Here is a 23,985-nt window from a genome sequence, read left to right on the forward strand (position 1 = left end):
GATAGTTTCTAAATGAACTATCTTAAATTCCTTTAAATCCGGCTTGAATATCCGCATCTTTTGTGTTAGAAATCATTAAGTTTTGTTGGTTTAATTGTCTCACACCAATTTGAGTTAACATAATTCCCATCATAATGATAGTGCCACCAATATATTGAGATGTGTTGGGAATTTCTCCTAAGATTAAATAAGCCGCAATAATCCCAAGGATAGGACTAAATGAAGTCGCCAAAGACACATCAGCTGCTTTTGTGGATTTTAAGCCCATAAACCAACACAATTGACCAGCCACGACAATAATAGCTCCATAAATCAACATCCATTGCCACAAAAATGGAGAAAACACATCAGTAAAATGGATTAATCCATAGAGTTTAACGACGATTACAAAAAAGATAATTGTTCCTAATATATTCCTAATAATTGTAAAACTTCCTAGGGGGATTTTATTAAGACTAACCTTACTAATAAGGTTAGCAATGGAAACAGAAATTGCTCCTAAAACGGCACATAATTCTCCTGTCCCAATTTCTAATTTTCCTCCCATCATGCTGATAGTTTCATCTGAGGATTGTAACCAAACGATGCTCAATACTCCCAGAAAGGAAATAAGTGAACCACATCCCACCCAATAATTAATTCTCGCCTTTAGTAACAAAACCGACAGTGTTAGGGTTAAAGGCGGTTCAATTCTTCCAATCAGAATAACATTATTGACAGAGGTTAAATCTAAGGCCAAAAATCCCAAAGCGGGAGCCAAAGCTCCTGAAAAAATCCCCACACTAATTAGTCCAAACCAATCTTTGAGCGTAAATTGTTTGAAAATTTGCCAAGAAATTTGACGGCCATAAATAAATATTAATAACAATAAAGCAGACAGATTACCCACAAATAAAAGATTACAAAATGAGATAGGATTTCTGCCATCAATAAGATGTTGTTTCCCTAAATCAATTAACTTGCGAGTCACAGGACTAGCTAACCCAAAAATGATTATACTAAGTAACAAATAAACTTTTCCAGGAACTCGATGAAAAATTGCTAATCTTTGATTCATAAAAAACTTTTATTGACTTATCTTAGATTTTTATCTAAGGAAAAGTCATTGCAGGATTTACTACCAGGACAATTCTATCATAAGATTTCTGGCAGAAGTCAGGGAACCAGATTAATTTTTTGGCGATAGCTATGTATGGCCTTTAGATTGTTACTGTTTAAGAGCATTTAAGCATTGACTAACTTAAAAGAATCTCCTTTGAGAGATGTTGATACATTTAAAGAAGATGTCTGACTAAGAATTGGGTTCTTTTTAGGGAGGTTGGGAGACAAAACTAAGCTGATTAATTCAACATCAAGCATCTGAGGATAATTTTGCACAATTTGAGAACAGGATTGAATAAAGGTTTTTAACCAAGCTTGTGACCATTGTAATTTAATCGATGTTATAGGTGTTTCTAATTCCCCGTTAAAAATTACTTGTCCTGCGGAATCAATCTCAAATTGATCTAACCATTCAAACAAAGGACGAGAAGATTCCCAATACTTTTTTGTCATGGTTTTTCCTAGATAACGATAACTAATTTGATTGAGATAATTAAAAGTTTCTAGAAAGTCTTTGACAGTTATTTCTTGATGGATTTTTGGGGTTTCATTTTCTTCTATTTTTTCTGATTGATCAAAGTTCTGCTTTTTATCTTCTAGTTCTCTCATTTTGGCTTCTTGAGGATTAAAAGTCATCTCAAATCTGGTTTGATTATTATAATAAGCACCTTCTAATTCGGCTCCGGCTAATTTCGCTCCATTCAAGTAAGCCTCACTAAAAATCGCTTCTTTAAAAGTGGATTTTGTTAGGTAAGTTCCCGTTAAATATACCCTTTTAAAATTCGTTTGATAACAATTAGCTTTAATCAGATAAGCCTTGATTAAGGAAGCTCCCTCTAAGTTGGCTCCACTAAAATTGGCTCCGGTTAAATCTGCTTCATTCAGATAAGCTTCCCGTAAATCTGCCCCACTAAAATTAACATCTCTTAAATTAGCATAGCTGAGATCCACTCCCCGGAAATCTGTATTACTGAGGTCTAGTCCTCTTAAATTTGCACGCCGTAATTGATAGTCTTGAAAATTTCTTTGACCGGCTTGATATTTTTGGGTAAGTTCAATCGCTTCTTGACTTTGAAACATTATTCCTCCTGGCTTTATTTCTAATGTATCTCTAGAAACATTCAATTTAAAAAAAGTAATAAATTGTAATCTTATTAACTTATTATTTGTGTAAAAAAGTATGATAATTACATAATAAATTATCAACCGAACTGATGCGTAAATAGAGAATATTAATAGGTTAATTGATTTAGGTAATTCCTCGGAGTTGCTAATAAGTAAATTGTTCAAGTCTCTCTGGCCATATTGAATCAAAACTTAAACCGATAGGCAAGCTCAGCAGTCACCGTCTGAAGGTGATAGTTATCACAGTTAATAATTCATTAATCTTCGAGCAGTTCCGAGACGGAGCAGACAGGTTAAAATAATTGGGAATCAGCAACGGACGAGATCTCAAGGGAAAGGATATGGCGAAATTTGTATTCATTACTGGGGGTGTTGTCTCCAGTATCGGTAAAGGCATTGTAGCGGCCAGTTTAGGACGGTTACTCAAGTCTAGAGACTATTCTGTGTCAATTCTCAAGCTCGATCCTTATATTAACGTCGATCCAGGTACCATGAGTCCTTTCCAACATGGGGAAGTTTTTGTGACGGATGATGGAGCAGAAACGGATTTAGACTTAGGCCATTATGAGCGTTTTACAGACACTCCCATGTCTCGTCTCAACAGTGTGACAACGGGATCAATTTATCAAGCGGTGATCAACAAGGAAAGACGTGGGGCCTATATGGGGGGTACAGTACAAGTGATCCCACATATTACCAACGAAATTAAAGAGAGAATTCATCGGGTGGCAAAAAATACTAATCCTGATGTGGTAATCACGGAAATTGGGGGGACAGTTGGGGATATTGAATCTTTACCCTTTTTAGAGGCAATTCGTCAGTTTCGGAAGGATGTGGGCCGCCATAACGTGGTTTATATGCACGTTACCCTAATTCCTTGGATTCCTGCCGCTAGGGAGATGAAAACCAAACCGACGCAACATTCCGTCAAAGAATTACGCTCCATTGGTATTCAACCGGATGTCTTAGTTTGTCGTTGCGATCGCCCGTTAAAAGCGGGAATGAAAGAAAAACTCTCAGAATTTTGTGATGTACCTGTAGAATCAGTCATTACGGCTCAAGATGCCAGCAGTATTTATGAAGTTCCTTTAATTGTGGAAAAAGAAGGATTAGCTCAACAAACCCTAGAATTATTAAAATTAGAACCCCGTCAACCGGATTTAAGTCAATGGCAAACTTTAGTCCAGAGAATGCAGTCTCCCCAAGGACAAATTGAAGTTGCTTTAGTGGGAAAATATGTGGAATTAAGTGATGCTTATTTATCCGTAGTTGAATCTTTGGTACATGGGGGAATTGCTGCTGATAGTGAGGTTAAATTGCGCTGGATCAGTGCCGAAGATATTGAAAATCATGGGGCAGAAAAGTATTTAAAAGATATTAGTGGAATTATTGTTCCTGGTGGGTTTGGCATTCGGGGTGTGGATGGAAAAGTCCAAGCGATTGAATACGCTAGACAGCAAAATATTCCCTTTTTAGGATTATGTTTAGGAATGCAATGTGCGGTGATTGAATGGGGGCGAAATGTTGCCCATTTAGAGAATGCCAATAGTGCAGAATTTGAACCGGAAACGACTAACCCAGTTATTAATCTTTTACCCGAACAGCAAGACGTGGTAGATTTAGGGGGAACCATGCGTCTGGGTTTATATCCTTGTCGCATTACTCCTGATACTTTGGCTGCTTCTTTATATCAACAGGAAGTGATTTATGAACGTCATCGCCATCGTTATGAGTTTAATAATGCTTACCGTAATTTGTTATTAGAAACAGGTTATATGGTGAGTGGAACTTCTCCTGATGGACGGTTGGTGGAAATTATTGAATTGCCTAGTCATCCTTTCTTTATTGCCACACAATTTCACCCTGAATTTCGTTCTCGTCCTAATTGCGCTCATCCTTTATTTTTGGGATTTGTTAAAGCAGCCGTTGAGCATGATGCTACTAATATTAGTAAACCAGAGTTTAAGGATAAGAGTGAGGAATTAATGGCTTAAACTGGATATTTATAATCCTGTAATCCACAAAAGCGGTAGTAAGACACTAGCGTACATAGCTAATTTCCTGACACATAATATTTCTTAATCTCATTCTTAAATCAGTAAAAGGAAAGGGAAGTGACATACTCCCAGCACTAAGTCGGAGTACCGACTATAGTGTGGGCTTCTTACCAACTCCATCTATCGATTCGGATACTCGGTAAGCTTTAAGAACGGAATGCCCTACCGCCCTATATTTGATATTGATAGCCGCATTAAAATCCCGATCAATTGTTAATTGACAATGGGGACAAGAATGAACTCTATCTTTCAATTCTTTGGGAACTTTAACCCCGCATCCAGAGCAATCTTGTGTTGTACCATTAGGATTTACTTCGATTACCAACTGACCAGCTTTTTCAGCTTTCTCCTTGAGAATTGAAATAAATTGTCCCCATCCAGCATCATTAACACTTAAACTCAGTCTGCTTTTAGCTAATCCCTTTATGTTTAAATTTTCAATGGCTATAACTTCATTTTTTGCCAGTAAATGATTAGCTGTTTTAAAATGAAAGTCTTTTCTTTTATTGGCTACCTTCTGATGAAGTTTTGCCAATCTTTTAACTGCTTTGCGTCTATTTTTAGAACCTTTTTGCTGACGACTAACTCCCTTTTGAACTACCTTTAGCTGTTTTAATAACTTTCGATAGTGTTGGGGAATAGTTACATTTTCTCCCTCACTGTCTACCAAAAATTCCTTTAATCCCAAATCAATACCTAGAGTGTTATTTAAACCAGGTTGAATATTAGGAGTAAAGTTAGGTACAGATTTATCTTCTAGAGATAAAATCACATACCAACCGTCAGCTTTACGGACAATAGTAGCTGTTTTAATTAGAAAACCACTAGGTAAAGGACGATGTTGAATCAGTTTTATCTTCCCAATAATAGGAAGATTAATATATTTTCCCTCTAAACAATTTTGTTTAACTTGAGGGAAAGTAAAAGAATGATAACGCCCTTCTCCTTTAAATCTTGGTCTTCCTGAACGCTTACCATTACTATCACCTTTTAGCCATTTTTGAAAAGTAAAATCAACCCGCTTAATACAGTCTTGTAACACTTGAGACTGTATATTTTTATAATCAGGAAATAAGGCTTTAGTATTAATTAAATCCTTTTTCTGACTATAATAATCAGGCTTTTCTTTTAACTCAGGTAAATGGCATATTAAAGGACAAGAATTAACATCACAACGATTACGTTCCCACCAATTAAAACGTTCTGCTAGACGATAGTTGTACTGCCACCTTAAAAGGCTCAGCCAACTGTCAAATCTGGCAGTTTGTTCAGGAGTTGGGCGTAATCGATACTGATATGCTAGTCTCATGGTAAAATTTTAGCAGATAAATCATAGGTGCTGACCGCGATTCATGAGGCAGCGCGGTCTTGGGGTCTCCCCAAGTTGAGCGACTGCCGTGCCGACGCTAACCCAAGGGTATAGCGCGGGGCTTCTCGCGGCGGAAGCTAAAACAATATCGCCAGCTTCTGGTGAGTTTTATGGGGGTAAAAATTGAGAGACATAATATTAACAACCACTAAGAGAAGAATATTTGATTAATCTTAAATTTTTTTCAAGTATGGTAGTGTTAAATCTTGCAAAAATTGTCTTATTGTAAAAAAACTTATTAATAAAGGTGTAAATGACACATCCCCAGTCCCCAATCTCTTGTAAAATGAATCTTGACTTTCTAAGCTCTAAAAGCCTTTCATGATTTCTAGTAACGATTTTCGGAGCGGTGTCACCATTGAACTCGATGGCTCAGTGTGGCGTGTTATTGAATTCCTGCACGTTAAACCAGGCAAGGGTTCCGCCTTTGTGCGGACAAAATTAAAAAATGCCCAAACTGGAAGTGTGGTTGAAAAAACATTCCGCGCAGGGGAAACCGTTCCCCAAGCTACCCTGGAAAAGCGCACCATGCAACATACCTATAAAGAAGGGGATCAATACGTCTTTATGGATATGGAAACCTTTGAAGAAGCACGTCTAAATCCCAATCAAATGGGAACTGCTGTCAATTATGTCAAAGAAGAAATGTCCGCAGATATTGTCTTCTGGAACGATCAAGTGTTAGAAGTTCAATTACCGACTTCAGTCATTTTAGAAATAACTGAGACAGATCCAGGGGTTAAAGGAGATACAGCCACAGGGGGAACTAAACCCGCTATTGTGGAAACTGGGGCCCAAGTCATGGTTCCATTATTTATTTCCATTGGCGAAAGAATTAAAGTGGATACCCGTGATGGTTCCTATTTAGGACGGGAAACCTAACCCGTTAATGTTAATGTTGAAATCGGTTGTCTGCATTGCGGCAACCTCTTTTTGACCGTATTATGGGATGGATAATTTGTGTCAATTAATTTTAATGAACTGCGAGAATTATTAGGGGCGATCGCTCAAACCGACATAGCAGAAGTCACTTTAAAAACAGAGACGTTTGAGTTAAAGGTACGTCGTGGGGTGACAGCTAGTTCTCCTCCCCCTGTTTTACCCTCAGAAGCGGTTATTACCCCTACTCATTCCCTTCCTGCTGTATCTACTCAAACACCAGCAGAAACGCCCCCACCTTCCCCAGCAGAGAAGAAATGGGTAGCGATCGCTTCTCCCATGGTAGGAACATTTTATCGCGCTCCGGCACCGGATGAAGCTGCCTTTGTAGAAGTAGGCGATCGCGTGAGTAATGGCCAGACGGTTTGTATTATTGAAGCGATGAAATTGATGAATGAAATTGAGGCGGAAACCACAGGGGAAGTGATGGAAGTGGTAGTTGCTAATGGGGAACCTGTCGAATATGGACAAACTTTAATGTGGGTGAATCCTAGTTAACCTGAGTTCATAATATGAAATCGCGCTTATTTTTGCTACAAATGACTGGAAGGGAGCAAGGGGAACAATTATTTGTAGCATTTTTTTACTTGATATTAGATGAATTATGAATTCTTTAGGAAAGGTTTCAATCCTTCGATTAATGATTGCGATTAAATCGTTCTATGGACTGTTTTAAAGCGTCGGAAGACTTTTGAGTTATTAGGTAGGCTTTAAAGGGTTCTTTTTGGCTTAAATAGTTGGTATAAATGGCTTGAAGATAGGGAGCAAAGTCTGAATTTTTCGCAATATAGGTTTCAAAAAAGGCTAAAGTTAAGGCATTATTGTATTGACTTAATAATTCAGGACTGGGAAGAGTTAAATTAGGAACAGAACCAATTAAGTCGGTAATTCCTGCATCTAAATTTGAGAAATCAAGGTGAGCTTGTCCTTCAATTAGGACTAAATATTTATGGGGAGTGGTAAACCAAGGAAAAGAGCGAACCTGTTCAAAAATAGCGGGAGTCGCGGGATCATACGTTCCTGCTCCAATAAATACAGGGATCTGAATTTTACTTAGTCCTTTTTGCCCAAAAATACTACTATTAACGGGGTTGACAGCTAAAATTGCTGTGACTCTTTCATCCCGAAAATCATAATCTTTCCTTTCTAATTTTAAGGCGCGACATTGAAGTAATAAGGAAGTATTTAAGTAACTCAATTCTTGGTTACATTCCTGTTTTAAATTATCAAAATTAAGGGTAGCTCCTGCAATTGCTAAAGCAGTATAACCGCCGAAAGAATGCCCGACTACACCGACATTTTTTAAGTCTAATTTTCCCTCAAAGTCTATCTTATTGCGTCGCTCTAATTGGTCAATAACATAACTAATATCTTGAGGACGGTTGACAAATTCCTTAACCTCAAACACTTCCCTTCTGTACCCTTCTAAAAGATTTTGAATTTGTTGGTAATCACTGCCTGGATGTTGAGGAATAACAACAACAAAACCATAGGATGCAAGATAGTTTGCTTCTTTCAAAAAATCTTCAGGACGAGAGGCTAACCCATGAGAAAAAATGATGACAGGTGTTTTATCTTGTCTCAACTTTTGGGGTCTATAAATATCAACATAAAAACGACGATTTCTTTTTTTATCAGTAAGTAACCAGGTTTGTTTGGGGGAAATGTCAAATTGTCCAGGTTTGGTAATATCTAGTAATTGACTAAAATAAACCTGGGGAGATTTTTTGGCTTCAAGGTTTGAAAGAATGGCAATTTCTTCTGTGAAAAATTCTGTTCCTTTAATCACAGTTTCTATAGCTTCAGATAAAGCGATAGAGGATTCAATATCAATTTGCATATTGGTAGGAAGTTTTTTGAGAAAATTAATTAGGGTTAATCCTTCCGGCTCAAAAGCTGCTTGTACCATCGCTCCTCGCAGGGCATATTTACCATTACGTCCCCCTTGAATAGCCACATAATTACCAAAAAGCTTGAGAATTTCTTCTCCAATTTCTGTATTAAAAAAACGAGAAAGTTGAACGGGACTCACGGGGGAAGCTTGAATCAGTGCTTGTCGAAAATTGGCTTTTTGTTCTTCATCAACCCCTGCCATATTAAGATAAAATTCTAAGTTGTCATCAATAATTCCCTCTCTGGCAAATTTTTCTAAAGAATTGACTCTAACTGATAGGTTTAATGAACCATAGATTAAGTAGATTTTTTCGGCTGCTTGGATAGGTAAAATTGTTAGTAAAATAGCTAGAATACTCAGGGGTAAAGAAATCAGAAACGGTTTAAATAACCAATAATTAAAAGCCATAACTTAGCGGGTGAGAGGATAGCTAAAAAACAGGATTGACGTTTTTAGACAAATTAAAAACATTCGTCTAAAATTGTTCTATTTACATTGTAAATTTTTTTCTGTAACTTGAATTAAAATTATGGGATGATGACCTATAATAATCTTTAACTGTTATATGTTGATGACAATGTCTAAAAATTTATCTTATTGGTTATTAGGTCTATTATTGATTGTGACGACAACAACCATAACCCAATATTTTCAAGTAGGAATGATGGGATTAACTGTATTTATTTTAGCCTATTTAACCAAAGGAATGCGACGCAGTAAACTTAAAAATCACATTCCATCAAACGCGCGAGAAAAAAGTTAGCTAATTTAGTTCCGTAGGGAGAAACCCACCATTGCATGGGTAATTGACCTTGGGGTGCGGATAAACTAAAATTCATAGTATCATAGTCTTTTAGTCCTAATTTCTTGGGGTCATCTTTCCAGCCAAATTTAAACGCAGCTTCCGATAAAACCTTAAAACTTCCTTCCATAACTGACTGAGGTGTTCCCCCCACTTCTTGATAAATTTTTAGTTGAATACTAAACCCAAAATGCTCATTACTATAGCTACACCATAGTCGATCAATAACTTTCAAGACATGACTTGGATAGGTTTTTAGATCTCCAGGAGTTAGATCGTCTTGTGAAGCTTTTCCTTCTACTTCTAACATAACTTTCATGGTTTCTTGATCTGCTTCTTTGAAGTTTCCTGCTGCTAATAATTCCTGTAATTTTTCATAGCGATAAACATCCGGTAATAACAACAGAACTTTCTCTAATCTTTGCTCTAGTTGTGTAATTCGTTTCGTCAATTCTAGTTCTTTTTGACTGGGTTCATTGAAGTCAATCTTAGAATCTAATTCGGTCATATTTTAAAAATCCTAGGGTTAATTTAAAAGGCGAAAAGAATCGAAAAAGCTGAGAATATTGGTCGAAATTTGCTCAACATTATTATTTTGTCCAGCCGCCAAAACATAAATTTTTTGATTAATGAGATAAACCCGGAAACTAATAAGTTCATCTTCATGTTTCATGGTTAATTCTTGACCTAAATATTGTTGCCAAGTAATATCTTTATCTGTTAATAAAATAAAATTTGTCTGTTTAACAATACCCTCTCTTACTGCTAACAATAACTGAGTTGGGTTAGCCAGTTGAGAGGAGGATAAATCCTCAGAATAGGCAGCAACAAAGCGATAGGGTTTGGGTTGAGTAGCAAACACTTCAAAGGATAAATTACTCTTACCTAAATCTAGGATAATCGTTTCCAGACTTTGGATTCCTTGAGGCATCCAAACTGAAAAATTACCATCTCTAAAGAGAAATTTTTGCCATTGCAATTGTCCGCTATCAATGGTTAAAATTTGGGCCGGATGTTCAATTTCTGTTGCCGGGGTTTCCGGTTGTTGTTGCAGTCGTTGAATTTCCTGTTCCATTAATAGTTGTCCATCTCGAAAAAAAGTCGGACGATCAAATCTTCCTTGGGCCAAAACTTGACTTATGGGATCACACAAACAACCTAAAATCAGAAGAAATCGTAAAAAATTCACACTTAAGCTAATTCGCATTCAATTAATCGCATAAAACAAAAAGTCGCCATTTTAAACCCATAAGGAGACTTCCACCAAATTGCCGGAAAACAACCTACTGGAGCCGATAAGCTAAACTCTAAATTATCATAGTTATCCCCTTGCCATTGTCCATTTTTGCGCCAACCAACGCGATCGCCATATTTCTCCAGGATATCGACATTTTGACTGCGTAGGCTGTCTATATTGCCCCCGACTTCCTCATACAGACTCAACTGTACACTAAACCCAAAGCGATCGCCGCTATAGTCTCGCCACAGTCTATCAATGACCTGGAGAATATTACAGGGCAATTTCGTCATATCATTAGGAGTCATGTTGTCTCGATCTCTGTTGACTGCTTCGAGGATGACTTGGGTGGTTTCTTGATCTGCTTCTTTGAATTTTCCTGCTTTTAATAAGGCTTGTAATTGGCTATATCTGTCAATATCCGAGACTAATTTCAGTTTTTCTTCTAAATCAGCGACTCTATCCGTCAAAGCTTGCAATTGGGTGAAAATTTCGCATAATTCAGGGTGAGTTTCTAGGGTAAATGGGTCAGACATAATTAGGATGAAACCTCATATTGATGATATCTTAAGAAAGTTCAGACAAATCTCAGGAAATTCTCAGTTCTCCTCGTTTTAATGATCTTACAACTTAAGCAGACAGGAAATTCTCGGCAGTTTGTTGATCATTTGAGCATTGCTTTTAATTTCTCTATTCTAGTTTACAAAAAGGAACGCATTCTGTGACTGATATGGTGACTTCCCAATCTTCCCTTAATTCTCCTCTTTATGATATCGAAAAAACTGTCTTTGAACGCTATCAAGAAGGGGCAAAAGTGCAACAACCTAGTTTATGTTGTCCCACTGACTATGATGGTAAGTATTTAGAGATTTTACCCCAAGAAATTATTGAAAAAGATTATGGTTGTGGTGATCCAACTCGCTATGTATCTGAAGGGGAAACGGTTTTAGATTTGGGTTCGGGAACGGGAAAAAATTGCTACATTCTGGCCCAAAAAGTCGGTGCTAAGGGTCAGGTTATTGGGGTTGATTTTAATGATGAAATGTTAAAAATTTCCCGCAAGTATCAACTGGAAATTGCTGACAAAATAGGTTATAAAAATACTCAATTTGTCAAGGGTAAAATACAAGATTTAACCTTAAATTTAGATCAAGTTCAGACTTGGTTATCTAACCATCCAATTCAATCAATTGAACAATTAAGTCAGTTTGAATCTGAATGCGATCGCTTGCGTAAAAATTCCCCACTGATTGCTGATAATAGCATTGATGTGGTCATTTCTAATTGTGTTTTAAATTTAGTTCATCCCCAGGATAAAGCACAGCTATTTCAAGAGCTTTATCGGGTCTTAAAACGGGGAGGAAGGGCTGTTATTTCTGATATTGTTTGTGATGAAAATCCTACCGCAGAAATTCTCAATGATCCCGATTTATGGAGTGGTTGTATTGCTGGTGCATTCCGTGAAGAAGAATTTTTAAAAATGTTTGAAAATGTGGGATTTTATGGCATTGAAATTCTCGCACGAGAGGAAACTCCTTGGCAGGTTATTGATGGGATTGAATTTCGTTCCATGACGGTTCGTGCTTATAAAGGGAAGGAAGGCCCTTGTTTAGAACGCAAGCAATCTATTATTTACAAAGGCCCTTGGAAACAGGTACAAGATGATGATGGACATATTTTTTGTCGGGGTGAAAGGATGGCAGTTTGTGACAAAACTTATCAGATTTTAACTCGTCCTGAAAGTCCTTATCAAACAGAGATTATTCCCGTGCCTCCCTATCAAGAAATACCCCTAGAAGAAGCCACAGACTTTAGTTGTAAAAACAAAGCAATTCGTCATCCAAAAGAGACAAAAGGGGCCGATTATAAACTAACAGAAACCAACCCAGTAATGGACTGTTGTAGTCCAGGAGAATGTTGTTAATTAATGAATCAGAATGAGAAGAATTTTAGATAAATTACTATTCTTCTCTTAATTATTTATCATGATTTTTAGGAATAAAGATGGTTACTTTAAATTCTCAATCAATTATCCCATTTACTCAAACAACAAAGCAACCCCTTACTAAACAAAAAATTACAGTATTACAAATCAATTTAGGGAAACGTTGTAATCTTGCTTGTAACCATTGTCATGTAGAAGCAGGGCCAAAACGAACAGAAGAATTATCCCCTGAAATTTGTCAACAATTAATCGAATTAATTAACCGTTTTCCTCAAATAAAAACCGTTGATTTAACGGGAGGCGCACCAGAAATGAATTATGGGTTTCGTCCCTTGGTAGAAGCGGCTAAAAAAGCCCAAAAAGAGGTAATTGTACGCTCTAACTTAACCATCTATTTTGAGCCTAATTTTGAAGATTTACCAGAATATTTTGCTAAAAATAAATTAAGAATCATTGCTTCTTTACCTTGCTATTTAGAGGGAAATGTGGATAAACAAAGGGGTAAAGGAGTTTATAATGAGTCAATTCATGCTATTCAACTATTAAATAAATTAGGGTATGGAAACGATTCTAATTTAGTGTTAGATTTAGTTTATAATCCCCCTATCCCTAGAAATGAAAACTTTTCTTTAACCCCTGACCAAATTAAATTAGAAAAGGACTATAAAACATTCCTTTGGGATAATTTTAAGATTGTTTTTAATCATCTCTTTACTATCACGAACATTCCCATAGGTAGAACTAAACATTATTTACAAAATCAACATTTATATGTTCCTTATCTCAAGTTTTTAGAATCTCATTATAACCCAGGAACTATCGAGCATTTAATGTGTCGTAATGAACTATCAATTGATTACTTAGGCAACATTTATGATTGTGATTTTAATCAAATGGAAAATTTACCCGCTACCTTACCCAGTGGAGAAAAATTAACCTTAGAAAAGCTGTTAAGTCTAGAAAACTTAGACATAATTAATGAGATAAAAACGGCCCCTTATTGTTATGGATGTACAGCAGGAAGTGGTTCAAGTTGTGGAGGTTCCTTGATTTAATTAATAGATCAATAATGAAAAAATAATGTTTAAACTGGGAGGAATAGCTGTGTTAACTGCTGCTTTGATAATCGCTAATAAACAATTAGAAATATCTAGTTTGCTCAATATCAATGAAATCTTACAAAACACTTTACAATGGATAGATAGCCTAGGAAATATTGGTTATCTTGTCTTTATTCTTGTTTATGTGTTAGCAGCAGTTTTCTTGATTTCCGGGGCGATTTTAACCCTTGGTGCTGGTATTATTTTTAATGTAGTAAAAGGCTCAATTCTAGTCTCTATTGCCTCAACTTTAGGCGCAACAGTTGCCTTTTTAATTGGAAGATATTTAGCTAGAGGATGGGTAATAAAACAGCTTGAAAAATACCCTAAATTTCAAGCAATTGATAATGCCGTCGCTCAAGAAGGTTGGAAAATTGTGGGGTTAACTCGTCTTTCTCCTCTGTTTCCTTTTGTTATTTTAAATTATGCGTTTGGTATTACAAAAGTTTCTTTAAAAGACTATATTTTAGCTTCCTGGATAGGAATGATGCCTGGTACTATTATGTACGTTTATCTTGGTTCTTTAATTGGTAATATTGCCACTCTAGGGGCAGGAGAAAGAGCAAAAACACCCTTAGAATGGGGCTTATATATTGTCGGATTAATTGCCACAGTTTTAGTGACAGTTTATGTAACTAAAATTGCCCAGAAAGCCTTAAATAATCAGATTGAAGAAGTATCCGTAAAAAGAGAATTATGAATAGACAATTATTGAAATTATCAACAAATAAAAAGTCAAAAAAACTCTTAAAATATGCTAATTTGTTTATCATTCTTTCTATCACTTTTTTATTATATTTATGTTTTTTTGGCCCATTAAACATCGTTTTTAATCATCACTTTTGGGTTAAATCTTTACAAACTTATGATTGTTGTACCGTTCCCTTATTTATTAATGCCTACATTATTCTCACAGTTTTAGGAATTCCTGGAACAGTTTTGACCATCGTTGGCGGCATTCTTTTTGGCATTATTTGGGGAACCATTTGGTCAGTTATTGGAGCTACATTAGGGGCCTTAGGGGCATTTTTGATGGCTCGTTATTTGTTACGAGATTATGTAACTAAAAAATTCAATAAGACAGGCATATTAGCTCAATTTCAACAAGCCATATTAAAGCAACCAATTCAATTTGTTTTAAGCATTAGACTAGCCCCAATTTCACCGTTTAATGTGGTTAACTTTCTGTTTGGTTTAACTCCCATTAATTGGTTATCTTATACCGGGGCAACCTTGATCGGAATTATCCCAGGAACTTTCGCTTATAATTGGTTAGGAGTCAGTGGAAATAAAGCATTACAAGGCAGTGATCGCTTTTCTTTTTTCCTGGCATTAGGTTTTTTATCACTACTATCGATTATTCCTTTTGTTTTCCGTGGTTTCTCATCCATCAAATCAAGTCAATAATTGTACTAATTGAGATAATTGTTGTTGATTAAATGCTTGGCGCAAACTGCTAGCAATATTTTGAGGATCTAAACTGACTAAAATATAAGGCAGTTTGGCGGCTGCTAGTTGCTGTAATGCTTCACTTGGTTGAATTTTTTCACTTTTTCCTAATTCAATATAATCGCTTCCCTGCTTCAATTCTTTAATGACAACAGGGGCTAAAGTACGATAGGAATGTTGAGGATTTGCAATGGCATCAGCAGCAATTTCTGTTAAAATTTTCCAGCTTTTCTCCTGGGGAAAAACTTGACCTAATTGAGTACATAATTTCTGAAGCATTTGACGATTTTCGGAGTTTGTTTTCTCTTTAAATAGAGACAACATTTGCTTGAGTAAGTCTTTAACTTGCTCAAAACTATCTTCATCACTTTCAGAACTTATTGCGGATGTTCCTCCATCTAGAATTTGATTGAGATAAGTTTGAAGTTCCACAAAAAATGGTTCTGACTGTTGAACAATAACATCAGCTTCTTCGGGTTTTAGACCAAAAGTCCCCTGGAGTTTGTCAACTAAATTTTGTAAAACATCATAGGCTTTTAAGAACAAGGATTCTAACTTTTGATCCGTGGGAACTGTATTTTCTTTCAGAATTTTAAAAGCATCTTCTAAACGATGAGCAATCTTTTGAATACTGCCATAGCCTAACATGGCCGCTCCCCCTTTAATAGAATGGGCTGCCCGAAACATTTCATTGAGTCTTTCTTGATCTTTGACGACAGCAGATAATTCTAAAAGCCCAGTTTCAAGGGTTTCTAAATGTTCTTTGGCTTCTTCAATGAAATAACCGAGTATTTTTTGCTGATCCAAAATTGTTTCCCCCTATTACCAATAAAGTTGTCCTGATTTGATGAAGGCAACCCATACTAAAGCCTACAGTTTTAGCATTCCCTAAAATGGACAAAAAATAACAGGGAGAAAATTATATTATCTTATGGTTTCTTGATCAGGCTTAACGCTCCGATCAAGCTACCAAAGGCTAAAATACCCACCACGGGCGAACTTTCAGGGATAGCAAGGCTTTGGAAGGCGAGATCGCCAATAAATTGATGGGTAGCAGTCGAGGGGTGCAAATCATCCCAAAACAGATATTGATCGGGATTGTCGCATTGAGAAGGCACTGCTGGTGGGGGAGTAAATAAGGGAGAATTGACCAAGCAAGGGGCATCAACAACGTTAAAGCCAAAATCAGTGGGACGGGTAATGGCATTCTCAAATAAAGAGGCAATATCGAGCAATTTTAGATCAATGCCAGGAAGTAGGCGCAAATTATCAATAGATTGGGATAGGAGAAAATTATGACCTGCTGTAACTTGATTTAAGCTATTAACCACTTCTGTCCCTCGGCTAAGGGCTAAAGGGGTTTGACCAAGGGCTGGTAAATTCCCGACCAAAAAATGGCGAGAACCCAGGTTGTACAAGGTTTCTACGGCTGCCGAAAGATTCGCTACTGGCTCACTGGGATCAGTAATTCCACCCCCTAAATAATCATTGGCTCCAGCCCAAAGAATATATAATGCGTTAGGATCTGCGGTGCTATTTGCTGTTTGAAATTGAGTAATTTGTTGCTCTAATCCAACTAAACCAGGTAAGGTGATGGGAAAAGTATTTTCCTCACCTGTTGTCGCGCTATTAGTAGAAAAATTAACGCCGTTTTCATTAGTACCCCCCGCTAAAATGGAGACAGGTGGGAGGGGAATTCCTAGACGGTTTGTTAAGCGATCAAGCCAAATGTCGCCGTTAGCAAATCGTCCATTAACATAGCCTAAACTCTCAGGTGGCACAATGGGAATTAAGGGGTTGCTTTCATTCGCTGCTGTGGTAATTAACAGCGTGTTTCCCGTGTCTGAAAGGGAGTCACCAAAACCATAAATTCGGGAAAAAGCAGAGGCTAAGGCAGGATTAGGAAAAAGAGACGCGATTGCTAAGCTTAGGGAGCTAGTTAAGCATATACTGGAATAGAATTTCAACATTTTAATTTGGGGTGTAACAATTCATTCTTATCTGTTTTTTTAAACGTTAACTATTGATTGTCACTATCTGGAATATTGATACAAAAGTTTACATCTTAAGGAGTATTTTTCAAGATATTCAATGCTTTTAAGTCTCCTCAACTCTTGATGAGATGAGTATAATTGTAATCAGAATAATTAAGGTAAAAATGTCTAATCTAGTAACATTAAAATCAGAATATCGGTGTTTTGGCGGCACAGTAGCTTATTATACCCATCAGTCTCAATGCTGTAACAGTCCGATGAATTTTGCGGTTTATTTGCCACCTCAAACAGCGACACAAAAAGTGCCTGTTTTATATTATTTATCAGGATTAACTTGTACGGAAGAAAATTTTACTGTAAAAGCTGGCGCACAACGTTATGCGGCTGAATATGGAATCATTTTAGTTGCCCCAGATACCAGTCCCCGACAGACAGGAATTCCAGAAGAAGATGACACTTGGGACATCGGTAGTGGAGCAGGATTTTATGTTAATGCAACCGTAAATCCTTGGAAAAAACACTATCATATGTATGATTATGTCGTGCATGAGTTGCCCGAATTAATAACCAAAGTTTTTCCTGTAAAAGCAGAAAAGCAAAGCATTTTTGGTCATTCAATGGGAGGACATGGGGCGTTAATTTGTGCCTTGAAAAACCCTGATAAATATTGTTCTGTCTCCGCATTTGCTCCTATTACAGCACCGATGAAATGTCCTTGGGGACAGAAAGCATTCAAAACTTATTTAGGGGATGATTCATCTATTTATTCCCATTATGATGCGAGTGAATTGGTGAGGAAACACCCTTTAAAATATCCAATTTTAATTGATCAAGGGACGGCTGATCAATTTTATGAGCAGCAGCAATTATTACCAGAAATTTTTCAACAAGCTTGTCAACAATCAGGACAAGAACTTATCTTAAGATTTCAGGAAGGCTATGATCATAGTTACTTTATGATCGCCAGTTTTATGGCAGATCATATCCGATTTCATGCTCAAGTTTTAGGTGATTGAAGCTAATTCATCTGCGATTTTTTGCTGGTTTAAGTCTCTACCAATAAAGACTAAACGAGTTGTTTTTTGTTCATCAGGTTTCCAAAATCGATCATAAAAAGTGTCAAAGCGATCGCCAACTCCTTGTAATACTAAGCGCATCGGTTTATTAGGAACATTGACAAAGCCTTTAATGCGATAAATTTCGGTTTTTTTAACAATTTCTTTGAGGGTTTCAACTAAAGTTTTAGGATCAAAAGCTTGATTAACAATAATCTGAATTGAGTTAATTTCATCATCATGATCGTGTTCTTCTTCTTCGTCATGATGACTGGGACGACTGTCTAAATTATCCTCTACAGCAGCATTAAAACCTAATAAAATATCAGGATTAATTTCTCCTTGATGACAGGAAATAACCTTAACTCCAGGACGTAATTCTTGAGATAACCAGGCTTTAATTTGAGTTAGTTGGGTGTTGTCAACCAAATCGGTTTTTGTTAATAAAACCAAATCAGCACAAGCTAATTGATCCTCAAATAATTCTTCAATTGGAGTTTCATGTTCCAGGTTAGGATCGGCTTTTCTTTGCGCTTCTAATGCTTCTAAATCTCCGACTAATGTTCCTGATGCTAAGGCTTGACAGTCCACTACTGTGATCACACCATCTACCGTTGCACTGTTACGAATTTCGGGCCAACGGAAGGCTTGAACTAAGGGTTTTGGTAAGGCCAAACCAGAGGTTTCAATTAACATACAATCAAGGGACTCTCGCCGTTCTAAAAGCTGTTGCATCGTGGGATAAAATTCTTCTTGAACAGTGCAACATAAGCAACCATTTGTCAGTTCTATAATATTATCATTGGGGTTATCCCCTTCCTCACAAATTTGGCAATCTCTAAGTAATTCTCCATCAATTCCTACCTCTCCAAATTCATTGACTAAAACGGCAATACGTCGGTTTTGATTATTTTGTAAAAGGTGACGAAGCAGAGTGGTTTTACCTGCGCCAAGAAAGCCTGTAATGACAGTAACGGGTATTTTGTGCATCGAGTAATTCCATCAGATAAACATTCTTTTTAAAGCGTATCATAGTTGGTTGATCTTGAAAATGAAATCAATAATTCTTTAACTTAGGGCATCTTATTATGATTATAACTTAGTTCCACAAATCTTACAAAAATTGGCATCTCGATCATGAAATCTTAAACCACAATGGGAACAAATATGATTGCTTTGTTGAGTCTGTTGTAAAAATTTTTGAGTTAAGATGCTAATTTGCCAAGGAATTAAAATAACACCAGAAAAAATCATAATAACTGTGACAATTCTGCCAGCTTCAGACAAGGGAATAACATCACCAAAACCGACAGTTGTCATGGTGACAATAGAAAAATATAAGGCATCAAAAAAGTTCTTAAAAACCCCAGGATTACTATAATGTTCGACTTGATAAATTGCCCCTGAATAAATAAAAATTAGAGAAAATAAAATCAAAAATATTCTCACTAAAATCATTCCGTCGTCAGATTTTATCCGAAAAATAGATGTTTCAAAATCAATCAAACGAAATAATCTTAAAACTCTAAACCAGCGCAGAATACGAATATAACGAATATCAAGAAACCCGACAAATAAAGGTAATATAGAAAGTAAATCTACAAAAGAGAAAAAGCTGAATAAAAAGCTTTTTTTTGAATCTGCACACCAAAACCGTAGAATATATTCAACAGTAAATATTCCTAAAATAACAGTATCTAATTGTTTTAAAAAAACAAATATTGATGGAGGTATTGAATAAGTTTCAATCACAAAAATAGATGAAGAAAGCAAAATTAGTCCAAGAATAATAAAATTGATAGTAATACCAATTGCACTATCAAAATCATCAATATAATAAGTAATTTTTTCCTTAATTACACCTATTTTATTTTCCATATTTATTTAAAAATCATCTTTCATTTTCCTAAGTTTACCAAACAATCTAACCGGATTATTAATACCTAATACAGCTTGTAAAATAGGTTGATCCCATCGTAAAAAAGGATTCGTTTTCTTTTCTTCTCCTAATAAAGAAGGAACGGTTGCTTTTCCTAGATAACGGTTTTTCTCTACTTGATGATAACGGGTTTGTAAATCAAGATTATTGGGATCAACAGTTAAAGCAAATTGAAGATTATTTAAGGTATATTCATGAGCGCACCAAACACGAGTATTATCAGGTAAGTTTCGCAGTTTTGTTAATGATTGAACCATTTGACTTGGGGTTCCTTCAAATAACCGTCCACACCCTCCTGCAAATAGAGTATCACCACAAAATAAGTCTCCTATTTCTTCTGATGAATTAGGCGAAAAATAGTAAGCAATATGAGCAAAAGTATGACCAGGAAGAAAATAAATTTCTGCTATATTACCAGCAAATTCTACTTGATCACCTTCCTTTAAATATACTTGTTGTCCGGGAATTCTGCCTTTGTCCTTACTACCTCCATAAACAATAAGATTAGGAAACTTTTGTATTAACGCTTTATTGCCTCCAATATGATCGGAATGATGATGAGTATTGAAAATAGCGACTAATTTTGCCTCTAATTTATCTAAACATTCTATAACAGATTGAGATTCCCCTGGATCGACAACAGCAGCCTGATTAGTTTGGGGATCATGCAGTAAAAATATATAATTAGTGGAGAAGGCAGGAAGTCTTTTAATTTCCATTGTGTTTCTGGTAAAACTTGTCTATATTTAGTGTAATATAAATTGAGTAGCTTGAGATATTTACTCCAGTTACTTTAACTTTCATAGGATAGTTATGCCAAAAGTAGAAAATAATGAAAATAACGCAAATTGTTGATCGGTTACGGGAACTAACCCAAGTTAATGTCCAAAATAATTGGTTGGCAACTTCAGAACAGATCTCTCCCAATTCAATTAATTTTAATAAGTTACAAGTAATTGAAGCTAATGATCAAGGATATTTAACGTGGGAAGCAGGACATAAAGTTAAATGGTTAATACAAAAAATCCTGATTCCTGAACAGATGAAAGGTTATCTTTTACAGGGACTAAGCTTAAGATTATCCTTAGCTTGGTGGGCAGAAATTGCTCAAATTTTTGTCAATGGAAATCTAGTTCAAGAAGGGGATTTATTTGATTCTTCAGCGAGAATTTTATTAAGTACATCAGTTCAACCAGGACAGGAAATTATTGTCGCTTTACGCTTAGTGAGTCCAGGTCATGATCTTGGGGCATTAATGAATTCTTTATTGCTTTATGAAAGTGATTATAATTCCATTGATCCTGGATTTGTTGCCGATGAAATAACTATATTATACAATTATTTATCTAAGTTTAAATCAGAACAATTAGAATTATTGGAACAGGAAGTTAATAAAATAAACTGGAGTAATGTCAATAATACTAATAAGTTTAATGGTGAATTAATTAAGTTACGTCAAAGTTTACAACCCTTAAGTGATAGGATTCAACAGCGTAATTTTAACATAGTAGGTCATGCTCATTTAGACATGGCTTGGTTATGGACAGTTGACGAAACTTGGGAGGTTGCAGAACGGACATTTCGTTCCGTAATAAATTTACAAAAAGATTTTCCTTACCTCACATTTGGCCATACAACCCCTGTTCTTTATGAATGGATAGAAAAACATCGTCCCGAATTATTTAAGCAGATTCAAGCCTCATATAAAGCAGGTAGATGGGAAATTTTAGGGGGAATGTGGGTCGAACCAGATGTTAATTTAGTGTCAGGGGAATCCATTGTTAGACAACTTTTGTACGGACAAAGATATATTAAAGAAAAGTTTGGTAATATTACTCAAGTCGCTTGGTTAATTGATAGTTTTGGCTTTTGTTTACAGTTACCCCAAATTTTAAAACAGAGTGGGATTGATTATTTTGTAACAGGAAAACTTCACTGGAATAATAGTTTTAAATTCCCTCATGGTGTCTTTTGGTGGAAGTCTCTTGATGGCACAAAATTATTAACACTTATGTCTCCTCCTAATGTGGAAGGAGTGATGAATACTCATCCGATTACGATGACTAATTATAGTATTAAATGGGAGCAACAAACGGGGTTAAAAGAAATATTTTGGATTCCAGGAGTTGGCGATCATGGCGGTGGGCCAACCCGTGATATGTTAGAAGTTAGTAAACGTTGGCAACAGTCTCCTTTCTTTCCTAAAATTGATTTTATCACCGCTAAAAATTACCTTGATAAAGTTAATAATAGCATTGATAGCAGATCAGATATTCCGGTTTGGGATGACGAATTATATTTAGATTTACATCGCGGTTGTTATACGACTCATGCAGATCAAAAATATTTTAACCGTCGCAGTGAAGAATTATTATATAAAGCAGAATTATGGTCATCTTTAGTCGCAATAATTGAGAAAAAATCAGTTGATAATGAAATCAAGAATAAGCTAGAATTTGCTTGGAAAAAAGTCTTATTTAATCAGTTTCACGATATCTTACCAGGAACCTCTATTGCTGATGTTTTTGTACAAGCAAATGAAGATTGGCAAATAGTACAAAACATTGGCAATGATATTTTAGAAGATGCTTTACAGTGTATCATTAATTCTATTAAATACCCCTCTCCTCCTCAGATAAATGCTCAACCTATTGTTATTTTTAATCACCTAAACTGGCAAAGATCTGAAGTTGTAGAAATTGATGTTATTGATAACAACTGGAATGTTTATGATCTCGAAGGGGAAAAATTACTATCCCAAATATCCAGTGAGAATAAACTATTATTTTTAGCTGAAAATATCCCCTCTGTTGGTTATCGGGTTTTTTGGTTAGTCCCTGGTAAAAGTTATGTAGAAGTTCAGAAAATATTGCAGCAAAATGTAACTATTTTAGAGAACAAATATTTAAGAGTTAAGATTAATTCAGATACAGGAAACCTTGATAGTATTTATGACAAAATTAATGATATAGAAGTTTTAAAAGGACAAGGAAACCAGTTACAAAGTTTTCAAGATAAAGGACAATATTGGGATGCTTGGAATATTGACCCTGAATATCACAATTATCCTCTACCTGACACAGAATTAAAATCTATTGAAACCCTAGAAACTGGCCCTATTAAATGGCGAATTAGAGTAATTAGACAATTAGGTAATTCAGAATTTTCTCAAGACTATATCTTACAAATAAATTCACCTATTTTAACGATAAAAACTCAAGTAAATTGGCAAGAAACTTATGTTTTAGTCAAGGCATCTTTTCCCCTAAACTTAACAGGTGATTATACCAGTTATGAAATTCCTTTTGGAACTATTCAACGCACGAATTTTCCTAAAACTCCTCAACAAAAAGCAAAATGGGAAGTTCCAGCCTTGAGATGGGCTGATTTAACAGATAATAGCAATAACTATGGGGTCAGCTTATTAAATGACTGTAAATATGGTTATGATAGTCAAGGCGATCGCTTACGACTGACTTTATTAAAAAGTCCCCGTTGGCCTGATCCAAATTGTGACAAAGGGAACCATCAATTTACCTATGGTATTTATCCCCATAAAGCAACATGGAAAGATGCAAAAACAGTCCACAAAGGTTATGAATTTAATATTCCTTTACAGGTTGTAATTCCTAATAATAAATCTGATAATATGGGGATATTGCTGCCTATTTTTCAGGGATTAGAAATAGAACCGAATAACCTAATTTTAGCTGCCTTTAAACCAGCAGAAGATGGCTCAAATAGTTGGGTTTTGCGGTGTTATGAATCTGAAGGAGAATTAGCTAATATTCAGATTAATAGTGATTTAGGATTAAGTTTAGGTGAACAACTAAACTTATTAGAAGAAGCTGTTAATCAAGAAGATAATATCAAACCTTGGAAAATTGTTAGTTTTCGTGTAGGGGTCAACGGCCGTTGACCCCTACCATAGATTTATTCCTCAACTTTTTCCAGCATTTCGTTGATATCCTAAGAGATT

Annotated in this window: 22 protein-coding genes; 10 read left to right on the forward strand and 12 right to left on the reverse strand. The window is 35.9% G+C overall.

Annotated elements, in window-relative coordinates; genetic code table 11:
* Positions 1-22: 22 nt before the first annotated feature.
* On the reverse strand, positions 23-1,057 hold the full coding sequence (locus VB715_RS07750) for a DMT family transporter (RefSeq protein WP_323300624.1): 1,035 nt from the start codon (positions 1,055-1,057) through the stop codon (positions 23-25).
* Between the two features lie 167 nt (positions 1,058-1,224).
* Positions 1,225-2,181, reverse strand: coding sequence for a pentapeptide repeat-containing protein (locus tag VB715_RS07755; RefSeq protein ID WP_323300625.1), 957 nt, complete (start codon positions 2,179-2,181; stop codon positions 1,225-1,227).
* 386 nt (positions 2,182-2,567) lie between these two features.
* Between VB715_RS07755 and VB715_RS07760 the strand changes: the two genes are divergently transcribed.
* Positions 2,568-4,220 (forward strand): CTP synthase, encoded by a 1,653-nt coding sequence (locus VB715_RS07760; protein WP_323300626.1) that lies wholly within the window; start codon positions 2,568-2,570, stop codon positions 4,218-4,220.
* A gap of 154 nt (positions 4,221-4,374) precedes the next feature.
* Here VB715_RS07760 and VB715_RS07765 read toward each other — a convergent pair whose 3' ends face one another.
* Positions 4,375-5,592, reverse strand: a complete 1,218-nt coding sequence (locus VB715_RS07765) for a transposase (RefSeq protein ID WP_323300627.1) — start codon at positions 5,590-5,592, stop codon at positions 4,375-4,377.
* 381 nt (positions 5,593-5,973) lie between these two features.
* Here VB715_RS07765 and efp point away from each other — a divergent pair, with 381 nt between their 5' ends.
* Together efp and accB are read left to right on the forward strand one after the other, a co-directional pair.
* Positions 5,974-6,534: an elongation factor P gene (efp, locus tag VB715_RS07770; RefSeq protein ID WP_323300628.1), complete on the forward strand. Its 561-nt coding sequence runs from the start codon at positions 5,974-5,976 to the stop codon at positions 6,532-6,534.
* 78 nt (positions 6,535-6,612) lie between these two features.
* Positions 6,613-7,089 (forward strand): acetyl-CoA carboxylase biotin carboxyl carrier protein, encoded by a 477-nt coding sequence (gene accB / locus VB715_RS07775; RefSeq protein ID WP_323300629.1) that lies wholly within the window; start codon positions 6,613-6,615, stop codon positions 7,087-7,089.
* A 139-nt stretch (positions 7,090-7,228) separates the two neighbouring features.
* On the opposite strand, the gene VB715_RS07780 is transcribed toward accB, so the two are convergent.
* Positions 7,229-8,893, reverse strand: a complete 1,665-nt coding sequence (locus tag VB715_RS07780) for an alpha/beta hydrolase (RefSeq protein ID WP_323300630.1) — start codon at positions 8,891-8,893, stop codon at positions 7,229-7,231.
* A 169-nt stretch (positions 8,894-9,062) separates the two neighbouring features.
* Here VB715_RS07780 and VB715_RS07785 point away from each other — a divergent pair, with 169 nt between their 5' ends.
* Positions 9,063-9,248 carry a hypothetical protein gene (locus tag VB715_RS07785; RefSeq protein WP_323300631.1) on the forward strand — a complete coding sequence of 62 codons (186 nt, stop codon included), beginning with the start codon at positions 9,063-9,065 and terminating at the stop codon, positions 9,246-9,248.
* Here the strand turns inward: VB715_RS07785 and VB715_RS07790 are convergent.
* The 3 genes from VB715_RS07790 to VB715_RS07800 are packed head-to-tail and all read right to left on the reverse strand — an operon-like array spanning position 9,208 to position 11,060.
* Complete coding sequence (locus VB715_RS07790) at positions 9,208-9,795, reverse strand: GUN4 domain-containing protein (RefSeq protein WP_323300632.1); 588 nt, start codon at positions 9,793-9,795, stop codon at positions 9,208-9,210. The genes VB715_RS07785 and VB715_RS07790 overlap by 41 nt on opposite strands.
* An 18-nt stretch (positions 9,796-9,813) precedes the next feature.
* Positions 9,814-10,494 (reverse strand): hypothetical protein, encoded by a 681-nt coding sequence (locus VB715_RS07795; protein ID WP_323300633.1) that lies wholly within the window; start codon positions 10,492-10,494, stop codon positions 9,814-9,816.
* Positions 10,479-11,060: a GUN4 domain-containing protein gene (locus VB715_RS07800; protein ID WP_323300634.1), complete on the reverse strand. Its 582-nt coding sequence runs from the start codon at positions 11,058-11,060 to the stop codon at positions 10,479-10,481. The genes VB715_RS07795 and VB715_RS07800 overlap by 16 nt, the downstream gene beginning before the upstream one ends.
* A 194-nt stretch (positions 11,061-11,254) precedes the next feature.
* Here VB715_RS07800 and VB715_RS07805 point away from each other — a divergent pair, with 194 nt between their 5' ends.
* The 4 genes from VB715_RS07805 to VB715_RS07820 all read left to right on the forward strand — a co-directional run bounded on the left by VB715_RS07805 (position 11,255) and on the right by VB715_RS07820 (position 14,976).
* A complete protein-coding gene (locus VB715_RS07805; protein ID WP_323300635.1) occupies positions 11,255-12,448 on the forward strand; it encodes a methyltransferase domain-containing protein in 1,194 nt (397 codons plus the stop codon).
* Positions 12,449-12,528: 80 nt separating this feature from the next.
* Positions 12,529-13,524, forward strand: a complete 996-nt coding sequence (arsS, locus tag VB715_RS07810) for an arsenosugar biosynthesis radical SAM (seleno)protein ArsS (protein ID WP_323300636.1) — start codon at positions 12,529-12,531, stop codon at positions 13,522-13,524.
* A gap of 25 nt (positions 13,525-13,549) precedes the next feature.
* Positions 13,550-14,269: a TVP38/TMEM64 family protein gene (locus VB715_RS07815; RefSeq protein WP_323300637.1), complete on the forward strand. Its 720-nt coding sequence runs from the start codon at positions 13,550-13,552 to the stop codon at positions 14,267-14,269.
* Positions 14,266-14,976 (forward strand): TVP38/TMEM64 family protein, encoded by a 711-nt coding sequence (locus tag VB715_RS07820; RefSeq protein WP_323300638.1) that lies wholly within the window; start codon positions 14,266-14,268, stop codon positions 14,974-14,976. The genes VB715_RS07815 and VB715_RS07820 overlap by 4 nt, the downstream gene beginning before the upstream one ends.
* Here the strand turns inward: VB715_RS07820 and VB715_RS07825 are convergent.
* On the reverse strand, positions 14,965-15,825 hold the full coding sequence (locus VB715_RS07825; protein ID WP_323300639.1) for an Hpt domain-containing protein: 861 nt from the start codon (positions 15,823-15,825) through the stop codon (positions 14,965-14,967). The two genes, VB715_RS07820 and VB715_RS07825, sit on opposite strands and share 12 nt — an antisense overlap.
* Before the next feature lie 122 nt (positions 15,826-15,947).
* The gene (locus VB715_RS07830; protein WP_323300640.1) at positions 15,948-16,988 is read right to left on the reverse strand and encodes an SGNH/GDSL hydrolase family protein; all 1,041 of its coding nucleotides are present in this window, start codon (positions 16,986-16,988) and stop codon (positions 15,948-15,950) included.
* Positions 16,989-17,176: 188 nt separating this feature from the next.
* Between VB715_RS07830 and fghA the strand changes: the two genes are divergently transcribed.
* Complete coding sequence (gene fghA / locus VB715_RS07835; protein WP_323300641.1) at positions 17,177-18,028, forward strand: S-formylglutathione hydrolase; 852 nt, start codon at positions 17,177-17,179, stop codon at positions 18,026-18,028.
* Here fghA and cobW read toward each other — a convergent pair.
* The 3 genes from cobW to gloB form a co-directional block, all read right to left on the reverse strand.
* A complete protein-coding gene (gene cobW / locus VB715_RS07840) occupies positions 18,017-19,057 on the reverse strand; it encodes a cobalamin biosynthesis protein CobW (RefSeq protein WP_323300642.1) in 1,041 nt (346 codons plus the stop codon). The genes fghA and cobW overlap by 12 nt on opposite strands.
* Positions 19,058-19,159: 102 nt before the next feature.
* The gene (locus VB715_RS07845) at positions 19,160-19,945 is read right to left on the reverse strand and encodes an ion transporter (protein WP_323300643.1); all 786 of its coding nucleotides are present in this window, start codon (positions 19,943-19,945) and stop codon (positions 19,160-19,162) included.
* A 6-nt stretch (positions 19,946-19,951) separates the two neighbouring features.
* Positions 19,952-20,725 carry a hydroxyacylglutathione hydrolase gene (gene gloB, locus VB715_RS07850; protein ID WP_323300644.1) on the reverse strand — a complete coding sequence of 258 codons (774 nt, stop codon included), beginning with the start codon at positions 20,723-20,725 and terminating at the stop codon, positions 19,952-19,954.
* A 113-nt stretch (positions 20,726-20,838) separates the two neighbouring features.
* On the opposite strand from gloB, the gene VB715_RS07855 reads away from it, so the two are divergent.
* Positions 20,839-23,925 carry an alpha-mannosidase gene (locus VB715_RS07855; protein ID WP_323300645.1) on the forward strand — a complete coding sequence of 1,029 codons (3,087 nt, stop codon included), beginning with the start codon at positions 20,839-20,841 and terminating at the stop codon, positions 23,923-23,925.
* Positions 23,926-23,985 lie beyond the last annotated feature (60 nt).

It is taken from the genome of Crocosphaera sp. UHCC 0190, assembly GCF_034932065.1.
Taxonomy (GTDB): domain Bacteria; phylum Cyanobacteriota; class Cyanobacteriia; order Cyanobacteriales; family Microcystaceae; genus UHCC-0190.